At 64.9% G+C, this 16,897-nt stretch carries 14 protein-coding genes; 4 read left to right on the top strand and 10 right to left on the bottom strand.

Annotated features, from left to right (window positions below; all coding sequences use genetic code 11):
• Positions 1-9: 9 nt before the first annotated feature.
• The 3 genes from dcd to AADV58_RS04340 form a co-directional block, all read right to left on the bottom strand.
• Positions 10-576, bottom strand: coding sequence for a dCTP deaminase (gene dcd, locus AADV58_RS04350; protein WP_028994900.1), 567 nt, complete (start codon positions 574-576; stop codon positions 10-12).
• Between the two features lie 72 nt (positions 577-648).
• Positions 649-1,740 (bottom strand): iron-sulfur cluster carrier protein ApbC, encoded by a 1,092-nt coding sequence (apbC, locus tag AADV58_RS04345; protein ID WP_028994899.1) that lies wholly within the window; start codon positions 1,738-1,740, stop codon positions 649-651.
• Between the two features lie 76 nt (positions 1,741-1,816).
• Positions 1,817-2,500 (bottom strand): response regulator transcription factor, encoded by a 684-nt coding sequence (locus AADV58_RS04340; RefSeq protein ID WP_028994898.1) that lies wholly within the window; start codon positions 2,498-2,500, stop codon positions 1,817-1,819.
• Between the two features lie 160 nt (positions 2,501-2,660).
• On the opposite strand from AADV58_RS04340, the gene metG reads away from it, so the two are divergent.
• Both metG and AADV58_RS04330 read left to right on the top strand, forming a co-directional pair.
• Positions 2,661-4,742 carry a methionine--tRNA ligase gene (metG, locus tag AADV58_RS04335; protein WP_028994897.1) on the top strand — a complete coding sequence of 694 codons (2,082 nt, stop codon included), beginning with the start codon at positions 2,661-2,663 and terminating at the stop codon, positions 4,740-4,742.
• A gap of 400 nt (positions 4,743-5,142) precedes the next feature.
• Entirely contained in the window at positions 5,143-5,394 is a 252-nt protein-coding gene (locus AADV58_RS04330; RefSeq protein ID WP_028994896.1) for a hypothetical protein, read from the top strand.
• On the opposite strand, the gene AADV58_RS04325 is transcribed toward AADV58_RS04330, so the two are convergent.
• Complete coding sequence (locus tag AADV58_RS04325; protein ID WP_043421182.1) at positions 5,391-5,582, bottom strand: hypothetical protein; 192 nt, start codon at positions 5,580-5,582, stop codon at positions 5,391-5,393. The genes AADV58_RS04330 and AADV58_RS04325 overlap by 4 nt on opposite strands.
• Before the next feature lie 106 nt (positions 5,583-5,688).
• On the opposite strand from AADV58_RS04325, the gene AADV58_RS04320 reads away from it, so the two are divergent.
• Positions 5,689-7,380 (top strand): SulP family inorganic anion transporter, encoded by a 1,692-nt coding sequence (locus AADV58_RS04320; protein ID WP_028994894.1) that lies wholly within the window; start codon positions 5,689-5,691, stop codon positions 7,378-7,380.
• A 7-nt stretch (positions 7,381-7,387) separates the two neighbouring features.
• Entirely contained in the window at positions 7,388-7,729 is a 342-nt protein-coding gene (locus AADV58_RS04315; protein ID WP_028994893.1) for a zinc ribbon domain-containing protein YjdM, read from the top strand.
• On the opposite strand, the gene AADV58_RS04310 is transcribed toward AADV58_RS04315, so the two are convergent.
• Genes AADV58_RS04310 through AADV58_RS04285 form a run of 6 tightly spaced genes read right to left on the bottom strand, consistent with a single transcriptional unit; the run spans position 7,730 to position 16,792 of the window.
• Positions 7,730-7,930, bottom strand: a complete 201-nt coding sequence (locus AADV58_RS04310) for a hypothetical protein (RefSeq protein WP_028994892.1) — start codon at positions 7,928-7,930, stop codon at positions 7,730-7,732.
• A gap of 2 nt (positions 7,931-7,932) precedes the next feature.
• Complete coding sequence (locus AADV58_RS04305) at positions 7,933-9,384, bottom strand: complex I subunit 4 family protein (protein ID WP_028994891.1); 1,452 nt, start codon at positions 9,382-9,384, stop codon at positions 7,933-7,935.
• Positions 9,381-10,871 carry a complex I subunit 4 family protein gene (locus AADV58_RS04300; protein WP_028994890.1) on the bottom strand — a complete coding sequence of 497 codons (1,491 nt, stop codon included), beginning with the start codon at positions 10,869-10,871 and terminating at the stop codon, positions 9,381-9,383. The genes AADV58_RS04305 and AADV58_RS04300 overlap by 4 nt, the downstream gene beginning before the upstream one ends.
• Complete coding sequence (locus AADV58_RS04295; protein ID WP_028994889.1) at positions 10,871-12,394, bottom strand: proton-conducting transporter membrane subunit; 1,524 nt, start codon at positions 12,392-12,394, stop codon at positions 10,871-10,873. The genes AADV58_RS04300 and AADV58_RS04295 overlap by 1 nt, the downstream gene beginning before the upstream one ends.
• Positions 12,391-15,339, bottom strand: coding sequence for a DUF2309 domain-containing protein (locus tag AADV58_RS04290; protein ID WP_051295361.1), 2,949 nt, complete (start codon positions 15,337-15,339; stop codon positions 12,391-12,393). The genes AADV58_RS04295 and AADV58_RS04290 overlap by 4 nt, the downstream gene beginning before the upstream one ends.
• A gap of 1 nt (position 15,340) precedes the next feature.
• Positions 15,341-16,792 (bottom strand): complex I subunit 4 family protein, encoded by a 1,452-nt coding sequence (locus tag AADV58_RS04285; RefSeq protein ID WP_028994887.1) that lies wholly within the window; start codon positions 16,790-16,792, stop codon positions 15,341-15,343.
• Positions 16,793-16,897 lie beyond the last annotated feature (105 nt).

Here is a 16,897-nt window from a genome sequence, read left to right as displayed (position 1 = left end):
AGCGTGCGGTCAGATCTTGGGCAGGGTGACGCCTTCCTGCCCCTGATACTTGCCGCCGCGATCCTTGTACGAGGTTTCGCAGATTTCATCGGACTCGAAGAACAGGACCTGAGCGCAGCCTTCGCCGGCGTAGATCTTGGCCGGCAGCGGCGTCGTGTTCGAGAATTCGAGGGTGACGTGACCTTCCCATTCCGGCTCGAACGGGGTCACGTTGACGATGATGCCGCAACGCGCATAGGTCGACTTGCCGAGACAGACGGTCAGCACCGAGCGCGGAATGCGAAAATATTCCATGGTCCGGGCCAGCGCAAACGAGTTCGGCGGGATGATGCAGACGTCGGATTCGATTTCGACGAAGGACTTGGGATCGAAGTTCTTCGGATCGACGACGGTCGAATTGATGTTGGTGAACACCTTGAATTCGCGCGCGCAACGGATGTCGTAACCGTAGCTGGACGTCCCGTAGGAGACGATCTTCTGGCCATTGACCTCGCGCACCAGATCGGGCGCGAAGGGCTCGATCATGCCGTGTTCCTGCGCCATGCGGCGTATCCACTTGTCTGATTTGATGGCCATTTTTTCCTGCTGCAATCGACAAAAACAAAGGCGGGATTCTACCCGCCTTTGCCATTCAATATGTCGACAAAATCAGGTGTTCTGCACGACGATGTTGGGGAATTTCGACGACATGTCCTTGGCCTTTTCGGCGACCTTGACGGCAACGCGGCGGGCGATGGTGCGGTAGATTTCCGCCGCCTTCGAGTCCGGCGCCCCGACCACGGTCGGCTTGCCGCCGTCAGCCATCTGGCGGATGCTCATTTCCAGCGGCAGGCTGCCGAGGAATTCGACGTCGTAGTCCTTGCACATCTGCTCGCCGCCACCCTCGCCGAAGATGTGCTCGGCATGGCCGCAGTTCGAGCAGACATGCACGCTCATGTTCTCGACGATGCCGAGGATGGGGATGTTCACCTTCTCGAACATCTTCAGACCCTTGCGCGCGTCGATCAGGGCGATGTCCTGCGGCGTCGTGACGACCACGGCACCAGTCACCGGCACCTTCTGCGCCAGCGACAACTGGGTGTCACCGGTACCCGGCGGCATGTCGACGATCAGGTAGTCCACGTCGCGCCATTTGGTCTGGTTGAGCATCTGGTCGAGCGCCTGGGTGACCATCGGACCACGCCAGACCATCGGCGTCTCGACATCGATCATGAAACCGATCGACATCGCCTGGACGCCGTAAGCTTCCAGCGGCTCCATGCTCTGGCCGTCGGCCGATTCCGGCTGCTGGCCGGCCAGACCGAGCATCTGCGGTTGCGACGGGCCATAGATGTCGGCGTCGAGCAGGCCGACCCTGGCGCCTTCCTGAGCCAGCGCCAGCGCCAGGTTGACCGCGGTCGTGCTTTTACCGACCCCGCCCTTGCCGGAAGCGACGGCGATGATGTTCTTGACGCCCGGCAACAGCTTGACGCCCAGTTGCACAGCGTGGGCGACAACCTTGCTGGAGACACCGACCGAGACGTTGCCAATGCCGGGCAGCGTCTTGAGCGCCGCGATCACCTGCTGGCGGATGGCATCGAAGCGAGTGGCGGCCGGGTAGCCGAGTTCGATGTCGAGGCTGAGATCGGCACCGGCGATACGGATATTGCGGACTGCCTTGCCGGCGACGTAACTCTTGCCGGTATTGGAATCAATCGTTGCGGACAGGACTTGCTTGATCTGCTCTTCGGTAAGACTCATGGTGACTCCGGTTTGGCTGGAAACGGGAAATACCCGACTGAATTGGTACAGTATAGCGCAAACCGGGCGCCGGGCGTCAGCCCGAAACCGTATCCAGGCGGTAGCCCTGGCCGTATACCGAGGTCAGCATCAGACCGCTTTCACCGGCCAGGCCCAGCTTCTTGCGCAGACGGCTGGCGTGGGTATCGACGGTACGCGTATCGACGTCGGCTTCCCGCGCCCAGACGGTGGCGAGCAACTCCTCGCGCGCCAGCACCCGGCCCACGTTCTTGAGAAAGACCACAGCCAGGTCGAATTCGCGCTGGGTCAGGTCGATTTCCTGACCGGCCAGGCGGATCCGCCGCCCTTCGACATCGAGTTCGATGTTGCCGAAACGCACCATGTCCGGCATGCGCGATTTACGCCGACGCAGCAGGGCATCGACCCGGGCGAGGAATTCCATGTAGCGCACCGGCTTGGGTACGTAATCGTCGGCCCCCATGCGCAGGATATCGGAGGCGAACTCTTCCTCGGTGCGCGCGGTGCACACGACGACCGGCACATCCCAGCCGTGGCGTTCGCGTATTTTGGCGACCAGCACATCGCCGCCGACATCGGGCAGCACCCAGTCGACGACGTAGAAGTCGAAGCTGCGCGTGTCCAGTGCCTCCAGGAATGATTTACCGTCGGCAAAAACCTCGACCTGGTAGCCTTCGCTTTTCAGCAGGGCCTTGAGCACTTCGGCCTGGCTGCGACTGTCTTCGATAACGGCAAAATTCATACATCCTCCTCGAAAGACGGATTCTGCCCAGCATGGGCGCCGATATCAACCGGCATAAGTCGGTTTTTACTCAGCCCATACAAACCCGTACCTTTTCCAACACACCGGGGTTTTGCCCAGGGCGCGTTAGAATTACGGTTTTGCCCAACGAAATTCGCCCATGTCGCGCAAGATCCTTGTCACCTCCGCCCTGCCCTACGCCAACGGGGCCATCCACCTCGGCCACCTCGTCGAATACATCCAGACCGACATCTGGGTGCGTTTCCAGAAGATGTCCGGCAACGAATGCTGGTACGTCTGCGCCGATGACACGCACGGCACGCCGATCATGCTCCGCGCAGAAAAAGAGGGGATCACGCCGGAACAACTGATCGCCCGCGTCCATGGCGAGCATTCGCGGGACTTCGCCGGCTTCCTGGTCGGCTTCGACAATTACTACAGCACGCACTCGCCGGAAACCCGCGACTGCGCCAACGACATTTACGGCAAGCTCAAGGCCGCCGGCCTGATCGAGGTGCGTTCGATCGAGCAATATTATGACCCGGTCAAGCAGATGTTCCTGCCTGACCGCTTCATCAAGGGCGAGTGCCCGAAGTGCCACGCCAAGGACCAGTACGGCGACAACTGCGAGGTCTGCGGCGCCGCCTACGCGCCGACCGACCTGATCGAGCCGTTCTCGGCCGTCTCCGGCGCCAAACCGGAACTGCGTCATTCCGACCACTATTTCTTCAAGCTCTCCGACCCGCGCTGCGAGGCCTTCCTGCGCGAATACACCAGCAGCGGCGTGCTCCAGGCGGAAGCCGCCAACAAGATGCAGGAATGGCTGGGCGCCCCCGGCGACAACAAGCTGTCCGACTGGGACATCTCACGCGACGCGCCTTACTTCGGCTTCGAGATTCCTGACGCGCCGGGCAAGTACTTCTACGTCTGGCTGGATGCGCCGATCGGCTACATGGGTTCGTTCCGCAACCTGTGCGCGCAGAAGGGCCTCGATTTCGACGAGTTCTTCAAGAAGGACTCGTCGACCGAGCTCTACCACTTCATCGGCAAGGACATCCTCTACTTCCACGCGCTGTTCTGGCCGGCCGAGCTGCAGCACGCCGGCTACCGCACGCCGACCAAGATCTTCGCGCACGGTTTCCTCACCGTCGACGGCGCCAAGATGTCGAAATCGCGCGGCACCTTCATCACCGCCGAAAGCTTCCTCAACAGCGGCATGAACCCGGAATGGCTGCGCTACTACTTCGCCGCCAAGCTGTCGAACACGATGGAAGACATCGACCTCAGCTTCGACGACTTCGTCGCCCGCGTCAATTCGGACCTGGTCGGCAAGTACGTCAACATCGCCAGCCGCGCCGCCGGCTTCATCGCGAAGCGTTTCAACGGCCAACTGGCGCCGGCCGACGACAACCTGCCGGCGATCCGCGCCATCCGCGACGCGGCGCCGCGCGTTGCCGAACTGTTCGAAGCGCGCGAATTCAGCAAGGCGATCCGCGAGATCATGGCCCTGACCGACGGCGCCAACCAGTACGTCGACAGCGTCAAGCCGTGGGAGCTGGCCAAGCAGGAAGGCAAGGACAGCGAACTGCACGCCGCCTGCTCGAACGCGCTCAACCTGTTCCGCCTGCTCACCGTACTCCTGAAGCCGGTGCTGCCGGCCACCGCCGCCAAGGTCGAGGCCTTCATGAACCTGGCGCCGCTGAGCTGGGCCGACGCCGGCACGCTGCTCGCCGGCGGCCACGCAATCAACGCCTACAGCCACCTGATGACGCGCGTCGACGGCAAGCAGATCGAGGCGCTGATCGAAGCCAACAAGCAGTCGCTGGCCCCGGCCACCGCCGAAGCGCCGGCCAAACCGGCCGCCAAGACAGCGGAAAAGAAGGAAGCCCCGGCTGGCACCGACGGCCTGTGCACCATCGACGACTTCATGAAGGTCGACCTGCGCATCGCCAAGATCGTCAATGCCGAGCACGTGGACGGCGCCGACAAGCTGGTCCGTCTGACCCTGGACATCGGCGAAGAAAACATGCGCAACGTCTTCGCCGGCATCAAGGCAGCCTACGACCCGGCGCAACTGGTCGGCCGTCTGACCGTGATGGTCGCCAACCTGGCGCCGCGCAAGATGAAGTTCGGCCTCTCCGAAGGCATGGTGCTGGCCGCCTCCGACCTCGACGCTAAGACCCCGGGCCTCTATCTGCTGTCGCCCGACAGCGGTGCCCAACCCGGCATGCGCGTGAAATAATTTGCGCACCGACAAGGGGCTGCAACAGCGGCCTCTTGTCTGCTGCAGCGCAACAATTCCGGCCCGAAGTTAAAGCTTTACTTTAAGTAAACCGGGCAATATCGGTCGGCAGAAAAGGGTTTTGAATCTATCCACAAAAGCTGTGGATAAGTCTGTGAATCAATCGATGAACAAAGCGCTAAGCTACCGTTGTACAAGGATTTTCCTTACCCTGCGCAAAACTTGCGCACAATCACAAGTCATTGATTAAAAACGAATTGTAAGCAATCGCCAGCAAACTGACAAATTCAACAGCCAGCCAGCACGGATGCTATCGACAAGCCGGCAAACTGTGCATAAGTCGTTGCTCAAGTGCGCGCAATGTCAAGTCATTTACAAGACTTTTTTCAGGCCTTTTCCGATGACCGAAAACAGCAAAGCCAAACTCCTGCCCCGATTGCTTGCCTATCTGGCTGCCGACCTGTTCGGCTTCCTCTGCCTGACGCTGGGCGTTGCCTGGTTTGCCGGCGGGCCCGGGACCCTGCTTGAGCACTTCCCGGCCTCCAATGCGGAAGCATTCGCCAGCGCCGCCGGTGGACTGGCGGTGATCGCCTGGGCCATGACCCGGATCCTGCAGACCCTGGGTCAGCTGGCGCCGCCGCGCGACAACTAGTCGCTGCGCCCGCCAGGGCGCAACCAGTCGGGCAATTCGCGCTCGCCAGCGTTATCGATGATGTATTGACGAATCAGCCGGCGCACGACCTGCGACGGCGTCAGGTCCTGCTCAGCGCAGATTTCCTCGAATAGCCCCTTCTTGCGCGGATCGATCAGCAGCGTCAGCCGGGCAGTGCGTTTCTCCATGATGCTCTCTTGTTGTGATTTGATCGCAAAATATTAACATACGATTAACATTGACGATTAATCTGATAACCATATAATGCAGCGCTTCGCCCCATGAGCGCGCGTCATGAAAATCGCCTTTCGCCCCAAGCTGCTGGACTGCCTGCCTGGCTATGATCGCAACCAGTTCGGCAAGGACCTGGGCTCGGGCATCACCGTCGGCGTGCTGGCGTTGCCGCTGGCCATGGCCTTTGCCATCGCTTCCGGCGTATCGCCGACGGCCGGCATCTGGACGGCCATCGTCGCCGGCCTGATCATTTCGCTGCTGGGCGGTTCGCGCGTCCAGATCGGTGGCCCGACCGGCGCCTTCATCCCCATCGTCTACGGCATCGTCGTCGCCCATGGTTTCGGCAACCTGCTCGGCGCTACCATGCTCGCCGGTATCATGCTGCTGGCCATGGGACTGACGCGCATGGGCCAGTTGATCCGCTTCATTCCACTGACCGTCGTCATCGGCTTCACCAACGGCATCGCCGTGGTCATCTTCCTGGCCCAGATCAAGGATTTCTTCGGCCTGTCGATCGCCAGTCTGCCGGCCGAATTCTTCGCCCGGATCAAGGTGCTGGCCGCGCATGCGCACACCGTCGATCTGCCGACCGTGGCGCTGTCGGTCAGTTGTTTCATTTTCCTGCTCTCCTACAACCGCCTGGCCCAGCGTTTTGCGCTGCTGCGCCGCGCCCCCGGCCCGCTCGCCGTGCTCGTCGTCGGCACCCTGGTCGCCTTCGCCCTCGACCTGCCGGTGGAAACCATCGGCAGCCGTTTCGGCGGCATCCCGCAGGACCTGCCCAGCTTCGGCCTGCCCGACCTGTCGATCCACGATTTCGGCAAGCTGATCTCGCCGGCGATCACCATCGCCCTGCTCGGCGCCATCGAGTCGCTGTTGTCGGCACGCGTCGCCGACAGCCAGATCGACGACCGCCACGACCCCAACCAGGAACTCGTCGCACAGGGCCTGGCCAACGTCGCCGCCCCGCTGTTCGGCGGCTTTGCCGCCACCGGCGCGATCGCCCGGACCTCGACCAACGTCAAGGCGGGCGGTCGCACCCCGATCGCCGGCATCATTCACGCCATCACCCTGCTCGGCATCGTCCTGATCGCCGCGCCGCTGGCCGCCTACGTGCCGCTGGCAACGCTGTCGGCCATCGTCATGGTGGTCGCCATCAACATGGGCGAATGGCACGAGTTCAAGGAACTGCGCCGCTATTCGTGGAATTACCGGATCATCCTGCTGGCCACCTTCTTCGTCACCGTGCTCTTCGACCTGACCATCGCCGTCGAACTGGGCATGGTGCTGGCCTGCCTGTTCTTCATCTACCGCATGTCGGAACTGACCCGCATCGAGCGCCTGCCGCTCGACGAAGCCGCTCAGGACCCCGAACTGCTCTATCCCGACGGCACGCTGCGCGTTGCCGCGTGGCAGATGTTCGGCTCGCTGTTCTTCGGCGCGGTCAACAAGCTGGAGGAATTGCTCGACCCGCGCGCCGGCCACCCGGAAATCGTCATCCTCGACATGACCCGCCTGGTCCAGCTCGACACGACCGGCCTCGAAGGCCTGGAAAATCTGCGCGACAAGCTGGAAAAACGCGGCTGCACGCTGATGCTGTGCGGCCTCAACGCCCAACCCGGATCGCTGCTGCAGCGCTCCGGCTTCATTGATGCGGTCGGCCCGGCCAACGTCGGCGTGGATATCGAACACGCCATGCAGCGCGCCCGCGACCTGCTGCCCAATCTGATGGGCAGCCACGACGAGGATTATTGAGAGAACCATGAGCCAATTGCCCAACTGCCCCCAATGCAACTCCGCCTTCACCTACGAGGACGGCCCGCTCTACATCTGCCCCGAATGCGCCCACGAGTGGAGCAAGGACACCCCGGTCGCCGAGGTCGAGAAAAGCAAGGTCTGGCGTGACGCCAACGGCAACGAACTGAAGGACGGCGACAGCGTCACCGTGATCAAGGACCTGAAGATCAAGGGCTCGTCCTCGGTGGTCAAGGTCGGTACCAAGGTCCGCAACATCCGCCTGGTCGACGGCGATCACGACATCGACTGCAAGATCGACGGCATCGGCGCCATGCAGTTGAAGTCGGAATTCGTCAAGAAAGCCTGATCAACGCGGCGGCCGTGACTTGTCCGGCAAGTAGTACAGGCAGACCTCGCCCGACGATTCGATGACGTCGCGCATCGGTTCGCGCGCGCTCTTGAAACCGAGCTCGCGGCAACCGTAGGGGAAATTCCGGTCGAAGGTGATGTAGTAGTGCCGGCAATCCCGACACCTCGGCACCCCGCTCTGCTCCTTGCGCATCGTCATGCTCAGGCAGCGATGGCGGCAGCCCAGGCTTCCGCTGCCGGCCGCACGATATCCAGCCACGGCGCCGGGTAGATGCCGATACCGACGATCATCGCGATCAAGGCAATCAGCACCAGCCATTCACGCCACACCAGATCGCCGGCGGCCAGCACCGCCGGCCGGCTGGCCGGCCCGTAGAAGGCCTTGCGGTACAACGCCAGGAAAGCCCCGGCGGCAATCGCCAGGCCGAACAGCGCGGCCATGCCGGCGCCGGTGTAACGGTCGAGCGCCGCCAGGATGAGCAGGAACTCGCCCGGGAAACTGCTGGTTCCCGGCATGCCGACGCCGGCCAAGCCGCAGATCAGGACACCGGCCGCCAGCAATGGCATGGTTTTGGCCACCCCGCCGAGCGCCTGCACGTCGGTCGAACCGGTCCGCAGGCGCAGGCATTCGAGCAGCAGCAGCGCACCACCGGTCGCCACCGAAAAACTGAGCAGCAGCGACACCGCTCCCTGCACGCCCTGCGCCGACAGGGTGGACAAGCCGAGCGTGGCCAGCCCGACATGGCAGATGCTGGCGTAGGCCAGGCCAACCCGTAGATTGCTGTGGGCCAGGATGCCGACCGCGCCGTACAGCAGCGTCACCGTCCCCAGCCCGGCCAGCAGCCAGTGCCATTCCTGCGCGGCATCCGGGGCCAGCGGGATGGCCAGGCGAACCAGCGCAAAACCGCCGACCTTGAGGCCCAGCAACAGCGCCGTCAGCGTTCCCGGCGCCGCCAGCGCAAACTGTGGCAGCCAGGTATGCAAGGGCACCAGCGGCACCTTGAAGGCAAAGGAAAACAGCAGCAGGACCAGCACGACGCGCTGCGTATCGAGCGCCGGCGGCTGTTCGAGCAGCACGCCCAACTCGAAACTGCCGGCCTGGCTGCCCAGCATGATGAAGGCCAGCAGCAGCGGAAAACCACCGGCCAGCATGATCAGCACGTAACGGGCGGCCACTCGCGGCGCATCGACGGTCACGCCGCGACGCGCCAGCAGGAAATAGACCGGAACCAGGCTGAGCTCCCAGAAGACAAAGAACAGGATCAGGTCCACCGCGCAGAAGATGCCCAGTGTCGCCGACTGCAACGCCAGCAACAGGCCGTGAAACAGGCGCGGCGCGTCCTCGGCCGATTGCCAGGAGACCGCCAGCACGCCCAGGAACAGTAATGCCGTCGCCGGCAGGAAGAGCACCGATAGACCATCGACTGCCAGCGACCAGTGAATGCCGAGGCCGGGCAGCCACGGCTGCCGCTCGGCAAACTGGAAGCGCGGCCCGCCGGGGTCGAAGGAAAACAGCAGCCAGGTGGTCAACAACAGCACCACCGCCATCGCCAGCAAGGCGACCCGGCGCGCCAGGCGTGCCGGCAGCAGGAAAACCACCAAGGCCGATAACAGCGGCAGAAGCACGATCAGGGTCAGCAGCGGCAGGCTCATCGGGCGAATCTCCCGGCCACCGCCTGGCTCGCCGCATCGGTCAATTGCAGCCAGGGCTCGGCGAAGAAACCGATGGCCAGCAAGGCCGCCACGGCCAGACCGCAGACCGCGTATTCCATCGGCTGCGTCCGGTCCACGTCATGGCTGCCGCTCTTTTCCTGCGACAGGAAAGCTTTCTGAAAACCCCACAGGAGGAAACCGGCGGCAGCGACGTTACCGAGCGCCGTGGCCACCGTCGGCAAGGCGCCGAAACGGGCAATCGAAGCTTCAAGCACCAGGTGGGCGGCGTCGAAACCTGGCGTTCCCGGCATGCCGACGATGGCCAGGCCGAAGATCAGGAAGGCGATGGCCAGGAAGGGAATACGCTCGAACAGGCCGGACAACTCGCCGAGTTCGGTCGTTCCGGTACGGCGGAAAACGAAGCCGACGATGAACCACATGCCAGTCACCGCCAGACCGAAATTGGCCGCCAGCAGCATCGCCCCCTGAATGCCGGCCGCGTGCAGACTGAACAGCCCGATCACCAGCAGGCTGGTATGGCTGACCACGGCAAAAGCCAGCAGCCGGCGCAGATTGGTCTGCAGGAAGGCAAGCGCCGCCGTGAAGAAAACCCCGGCCATGGCAAAACCGACCACGTAGGCTTGCCAGTCGAGCACGGCATCCGGGGTCAGCGGCAGAACGAAACGGGCCATGCCGAAGACCCCGACCTTGACCCCGACCATCAAGGCCGGCGCCACCGCGATCAGGCCGTGCTGGGCCATGTTCGGTAGCCAGCCGTGCAGCGGGAACAGCGGCGTGCGCACGGCCAGACCGTAGAACAGCAGGTAGAAGGCGGCCGTCTGGAACTTGCCGGCCGGCAGCGTGCCGGTCAGGTCGAACAGGTCGAAACTCCAGCGCCCGCCGGTCACCTCGGCGTACCCCCAGCCGAGCACGAAACAACCGGCGACGAACAGCGCCAGACCGAAGCCCTGGTACTGAACGAAGCGCGCCAGCGCCTGCGTTTCGGCCCGCGACGAGGCCCAGCGACGCAACAGGTAGACCACCGCCCATAGCTCCAGCGCCGAGAAAAAAGCGAACCAGGCAATGTTCAGCGTCAGCAGCATCCCGACCAGCCCGGCCTCGGCCAGCAGCAGTACGGCGAACAGGCGCCCCGGCGAAATCATCCCGCGACTCATGCCGTACAAGGTCATCAGCAAGGTCAACAAGGCGGTCAGCAGCAGGAACATCACGGCAATGCCGTCGATGGCCACGTGGTAGCCGAGCAGATCGATACGTTCGGCCAACTGGAAAGCCAGCGCGGCGTCGACGCGGCTGGCGGTAAAAGCCACCAGCAGCAGCTCGCCGGCGGCAAACAGCTTGCCGGCAAGCACCGCCAAGGGCCGTTCGCCCAGCGCCAGCACCACTGCGGCGCCGAGCAACGGCAGCAATTGCACCAGCGCCAGCAGCGGCACTGCCGTCTGTTGGTACCAGAAGATTTCGCCGTTCATCACAGGATCACCACGAAGGTGGCCATCACGGCCATCATCAGATAACGCGGCTGTTCGAGCAGCGCTTCCAGCGTCTGCAGCCAGCGCCCGGCCTCGCGCAACATGCGTTCGGCGGCACCGCCGCGCCCGCGCAGCAAGAGGCGATTCTCGATCCGCTGCAGGAGGAGGGAAAGTGCCGCCAGCAGGCGCCCGGGCAAGCCGTCGGCACAGACCAGCGGCCGTTCGGGATCGATGCTGCGGCCTTTACCCGGCTCGCCGATGGCGCGGTCGATGAAGCTCTCTTCCAGCGCCCGCACGTCGCGGGCAATCGCCGTCGTCGGCCCGGCCAGCAGGGTAACGCCCAGCTTGTCCAGCCACAGGCGCTGCAGCGCCGCGGTATAGATCGCTTGCCGGCCGACCAGCCAGGCCGGCGGCGGCGCCGGCCGGTCGCGGGTCAGTTGCAGCCACGACGGTGCCAGCAGGAATTGCCAGCTGCGCCAGGCGGCGTGCAGGCACAGATGGATGGTCGCCAGCGTCGTCCAGCCCAGGCCGATGGCGACGAGCATCAGGCTGACCTGGAAAACCGTGGCGTAAATCAGCGCCGATTTGACGTCGGTCTGAACCAGCCCGCACAGCCAGGCATAGACGGCAGTCAGCGTTCCGATCAGCAACAAGCCGGCGAGCACGTCGGGCAGATGGAACAACAGCGGCTCCAGGCGCAACAGCAGGAACACCCCGGCATGCACCATCACCGAACCGTAGAAAATCGCCGACGACGGCGTCGGCCCTTCCAGCGCCCTGGCGATCCACGGCGTGAACGGCAGTTGCGCCGATTTGGCCAGGGCGGCGACAGCAAAGCCCAGCACCAGCACACGCAGGTCGACCAATGGCAAGCTGGCGGCCAACAGTGCCGGCCATTCGAAACTGCCGACCCAGTAGGCGGCCAGACCGAGCGAGAACAACAGCCCGGCGTCGCCGGCACGGTTGGTGACGAAGGCGAACAGGGCGTTGCCGGTGGCCACCGGGCGCTGCCAGGCATGGGCGATGAGCAGGAAGGACGCGATCCCGCACATTTCCCAACCGAGGAAGAGCAGCAGGCCGTTACCCGACAGCAGCACGGCCTGGATGCCGCCAAGGAACATGGCGAGGACAATGAAGTAACGCTGGAATCCGCTTTCCCGGTGCAGATAGGTCGCCGAGAAACGCACCACCAGCCAGCCGATCAGCGCCGTCAGCGTCGCCACCGGCAACGACAGCGCATCGAGCAGGAAGGAAATCCGCCCCTGCCAGTGGGCGGCGGCAAACCAGGTGCCGACAATCTTCTGGCCGGGCCAGCCGTGCCAGATCACCGCCAGATCGATCAGCACCAGCAGCAGCAAGGCGGTCAGCGCCGCCAGTTCGGTCAGGCGCGCGGTCAGGCGCTCGCCGGCATCGCCTGCGGCCCGGCCAAGCAGCACGCGCGCCCCGGTCGTCAGGGCAGCGAGCAGCGGCAAGGCCGGCACCAGCCAGACCCAGTCGGCGACGTCGCGCAATTCTTCGATCATGCGACACCTCCCAGCAACAGCGCCGGCGGCAAGGGGCCGGATTCGCCGGCAAACCAGTCATGCGAACGCGCCACCTGCGGCAGCACGGCCCGCCCGGACCACGGCAACCAACCACGACGCGGGCAGTAACGACTGAGACTACCGGTCGCCGGGTCCTGCGCGGCCAGCTGGATCCAGGCATTGCCGACCAGCTCCTGCAGCGCGGGCTGCCGGGCAAGGATGGCCGACAACACCGCCGGCGCCTGTTCGACGACGACCAACAGGCGCATCGGTTCGTGAATCTCGACCATCTGCCAGGGCAGCCCCGTGCGCAGGTCGGAATCGGCGCCTTCCATGACCCCGAACAGGCCGGTCAGGTTGTGCGTGACTTTGGAACCGCAGCCGAAACGCTCGTTGTCCACGGTCGAGAAATAGTATTCGAGGGCGATGCCGGCGCCGACCGGGCCGGCGGCGAGCAGGATGCGCTCGACGATGTCGCCGTCCCGATCGCTGCCCGGATCGTAGGAAATCAGGAAGACGCGCCGGTCGAGGAACAGGCCCCGGCTCATCGTCCGCCGGCCGATGAAGGCTGCGGCGTTGGTCGCGTGCCCCAGTTCCGGCCGGGCCTGGGCCAGGTCGGCGACGCGGCCGGCGACATGACGCCGTGCCTGCCACGGTGACGGCCGGGACGGCGCCGAAGCCAGCCGGCGGCAACGCTCGACGGCATGCCGGCGGCAGGCCTCGGCCAATTGCTTGAGCAAGGTGTCGCAAGGCGATTGCAAGGCGGCAGGTACCTGCTCGAGGTCGTACCACTCGATGCTGTCGTCGCCGGTATGGTGCTCGGCCGCCAGGAAATGGCAGGTGTCGGGAATGACGATGCCGCGCGCCGCCAGACCGGCACGCACCGCCGGCCGGTTGGCCATCGCCGCCAGTACCCGGGCATTCGGCCCGCCATGCCGCCCGGAACAGGCGCCGCAATCGTAGGCTGACAGATGCGGGTTGTTGCGGCTCCCGGAACCATGGCCGAGGATCAGGACCAGCGGCGCAAAACTGGCGCTCAGGCCGATCGTGCGCAGGAAGGCAGCAACCCGCTCAACCTGCTCGTCATCGCTGAACCCGGGCATGTTCCCGTCACCGACCCCGGGATCGACCACGGTCGGCACCCGGCCGTCGAATTGCGTCCGCCAGCGCTTTCCGGCCAGACTCGCCCAGGCCGGCGCAAGACTGCTCGCCGTCAGCGCCAGCAAGCCGGGCAGCGCCGCGGCGGCGGTCAGCAGCGGACCGGCCAGCGGTGCCCGCCGGCTGCCCTGGTAGAGGCGCTCGCGCCACTGCAGACGGATTTCGCGCCGTTGCGCGTGGCGCGCGAGCAGCGACTCGCTGCCGGCGGCAACTTGCTCGCTGACCAGGCGATCCGGCGTCACCACCACCGGGCACAAGGCCTGCGGCGCCGGGTCATCGACGCCCTGCCAGTACATCGGCACGCCGAAGAAACCGGCGGCGCCGAAAGTCTCGATATCCGGCGCCAGCTCTTCGAGGTGACGCCGCGTGCCTTCCTCGCGATCGTCCATGCACATCACCACCTGCGCCGACGGCGCGGCCGGCGCGGCCTGTCGGCCGACGTTGGCCGCCAGCGCGACGAACAGGCTTTCCCGGTAATGCCCTTCGTAGGCAGCCAGCCAGATCTGGCCGCGTTGCAGAGGCGACAGGCGGGCAGCATCGAGCAGGCGATTAACGGCATCACGACCCAGTTCGTTCAAGCGCGCTTCGTCGAGCGCCAGTTGCCCGGCCAGCTTCTGCAGACCGGCCGCCCAGCGAGTGCTTTCGTCGGCCTGCAGGAAAACCGCAACCCGCGGCGCCAGGGCTTCCCAGCCGCGCACCTCGCGGCCGTCGAGCGTCTGTTCGCACAAGGCGCTGGCGGTGGCCAGCAGATCCTCGGGCAGGACGGCGAGATGCCAGGCCTCGCGGACCAGGAATTCGGCGGGGCAGGCATGGTAATAGGCATGCAGTTCCTCCAGCCCGAGCGGCGCACCGGTCAGGCGGCGGATCAGTTCGCCGCACAACTGGCGCTCGAGGAAAACCCGCACCGCCAGGTAATCGGCCATGCTCACCGGATGGCCGGCGCCGCCCGCAGGATGCTGGTCGCGCCACAGGAACATGCCGGACCAACCGGGCAATTCCAGCGCCAGGCGTTCTAGGTAGCCGGGCCACAAGGATTCGTCCGGCAACAGCGCGCGCAGCTCGTCGACCAGCAAGGGCAAGGGTTCGTCGGGCAGATGCTGGATTTCATCGCGAATCCCCGGTAGTTCGTCGAGCTCCCAGCTCAGGTCGAGCGCCGCCGAGGCTTTCCAGGCGGCGAAGAAGCCGCGTCCGCCGGCCGGATTCGACCAGGCGGCCATACCCAGGTCGAGGTGAGCAGCCAGATGGCGTTGCAGGATGCTACGTACGCTTTCCAGCACATCTTCGCCGGACAGGCGCAGGAGCAAGGCGCGCAGGCTGTACTGCCGGCCGATGCCGGCGTGCAGCGCATCCCAGCGGCGGCGGGCAAGCTCGGGCCAGGCTTCGTCGACCGGCGCGGCATCGCCCAGCAGCCGGCGGCAGACCGCCAGCGCCGGAACGGCGCCGCCCGGCACATCGGTCAGCAACTCGGCGAGCAGGATCTGCCGACGGCTCAGTCCGCCGACGACCTCGTCATCGAGGCCGTCCACCCCCTGATCGTCGAGCGCGGCCGACAGGTCATCGCGGTCGATACGGCCGGCGGCGTATTCAGCGCCGAAGCGCTGGGCCGGCCAATAGACCTGGGCGCCGGTCAGCGCCTGCGCCGCCGCCAGCGCGTCGGCAAAAGGCAGGTGCTGGAAGCCGTGCAGGGTGTTGTGATGGACGAAATCGCGAATCGGCGCCTGCGCCGGCAGGACGTGGGCCAGATGTTCGATCCAGTGGTGCAGGCGCTGCTCGATCGACGGTTCCACATCAGCCTCCTGCAAACAAGGCGGCGATGCGCGCCGTACTGCTGCCGACCAGGTCGAGCAGCGGCATCGGCCACACACCGAGAGCGACGATGGCGCCAGCCAGCAAGGCGGCGGCGGTCGTTTCGGTTCGCGTCATGTCATGCAACTGCACGGTCGGAGCAGCCGGCCGGTGCAGGTGGCCGATCACGCGCAGACCGTAGGCGGCACCGACCAGCATGGCGATGCCCAGCGCCACCACCCAGAAGCCCCAGCGCTGGTAGGCCCCGACCAGCACGTGCAGTTCGGCGATGAAACCAGCGCTGGCCGGCAGGCCGATGGCCGCCAGCAGGCCGAAGGCGATGAAGAAGGCAAAGCGCGGGGCCCGTCCGAGCAGGCCGTCGTAATCGGCCAGATCACGGGAATGCGTGCGCCGGTAGAGCAAGCCGACGACCAGGAACAGCAGGGCAGCAGCCAGTCCGTGGGCGACCATCTGCAGGACCGCGCCGGTAACTCCGTTCAGGTTGAGCGAGGCAATGCCGAGCAGGACCACGCCCATGTGCGAAATCGACGAATAGGCGACCATGCTCTTCAGGTCCTGCTGGCGCCAGGCCAGCAGCGCGCCATAAAGCAGACTCAGCAGGGCGAGCATGGCCAGCCAGCCCTGAACGGCGACAAAGGCGGCGGGCAGCGTCTCGGCGGCGCGCAGCAGACCGTAGGCGCCCATCTTGAGCAGCACGCCGGAAAGCAGGATGGACACCGGGCTGGGCGCCTCGACATGGGCCAGCGGCAGCCAGCCGTGCAACGGCACGATCGGCATCTTGACAGCAAAACCGATGAACAGCCCGGCGAAGATCAGCAGCTGCATGTTCTGCGGCAGCGCCCGCCCGCCTTCGGCCATGTCGTTCATGGCAAAGCTGTGGCCCGGCGCCGCATCGTAGAGGAAGAGCAGCGCCACCAGCATGAACACCGAACCGCCCAGGGTATACAGGAAGAAATTCAGCGCCGCGCGCTGCCGGTTCTCGCCGCCCAGGCGGTCGATCATGAAGAACAGGGGGATCAACGTCGCTTCCCAGAAGACGTAGAACAGCGACCAGTCGCGCGCCGTAAACACCCCGAACATCGCCGACTGGAGCAGGAACAGCAAGGCAAAATACAAGCGACCGCTGCCTGGCATGTTGCGCGACACGAGAACTGCCACCAAGGACAAAAATGCCGTAAGCATCACCATCGCCAGCGAAATGCCATCGATGCCAAGCGCAAAATAGGAACCGAGCCGCGCGTTCCAGGCCCGGCTCTCGTACATCTGCACGGCCTCGCCGAGCGGATCGAAAGACCAGGCGAGCAGCACGGTCAACAACAATGAGGCCAGCGCAAAGCCGAGCGCCAGCCGCCACAGCGACTGCTGCCCCCGCCCCGGAAAAACGGCCAGCAGGCAGGCACCCAGCACTGGCATGAACACCAGCAGCTTCAGCACCCCCGCCTCCGCCCTGCCTGATCTCTTGTTTTCATCCGCCGGATTATGCCAGCCGAAGCCCGCGCTTGGGCAAAACGCGAAATTTGCCAGGCGAGGCTGCAATTC

Source organism: Azonexus hydrophilus, from assembly GCF_038368255.1.
Lineage (GTDB): Bacteria > Pseudomonadota > Gammaproteobacteria > Burkholderiales > Rhodocyclaceae > Azonexus > Azonexus hydrophilus.
Note: the sequence above shows the minus strand (reverse complement) of the source record. Positions and strands in the feature narration are given on the sequence as shown.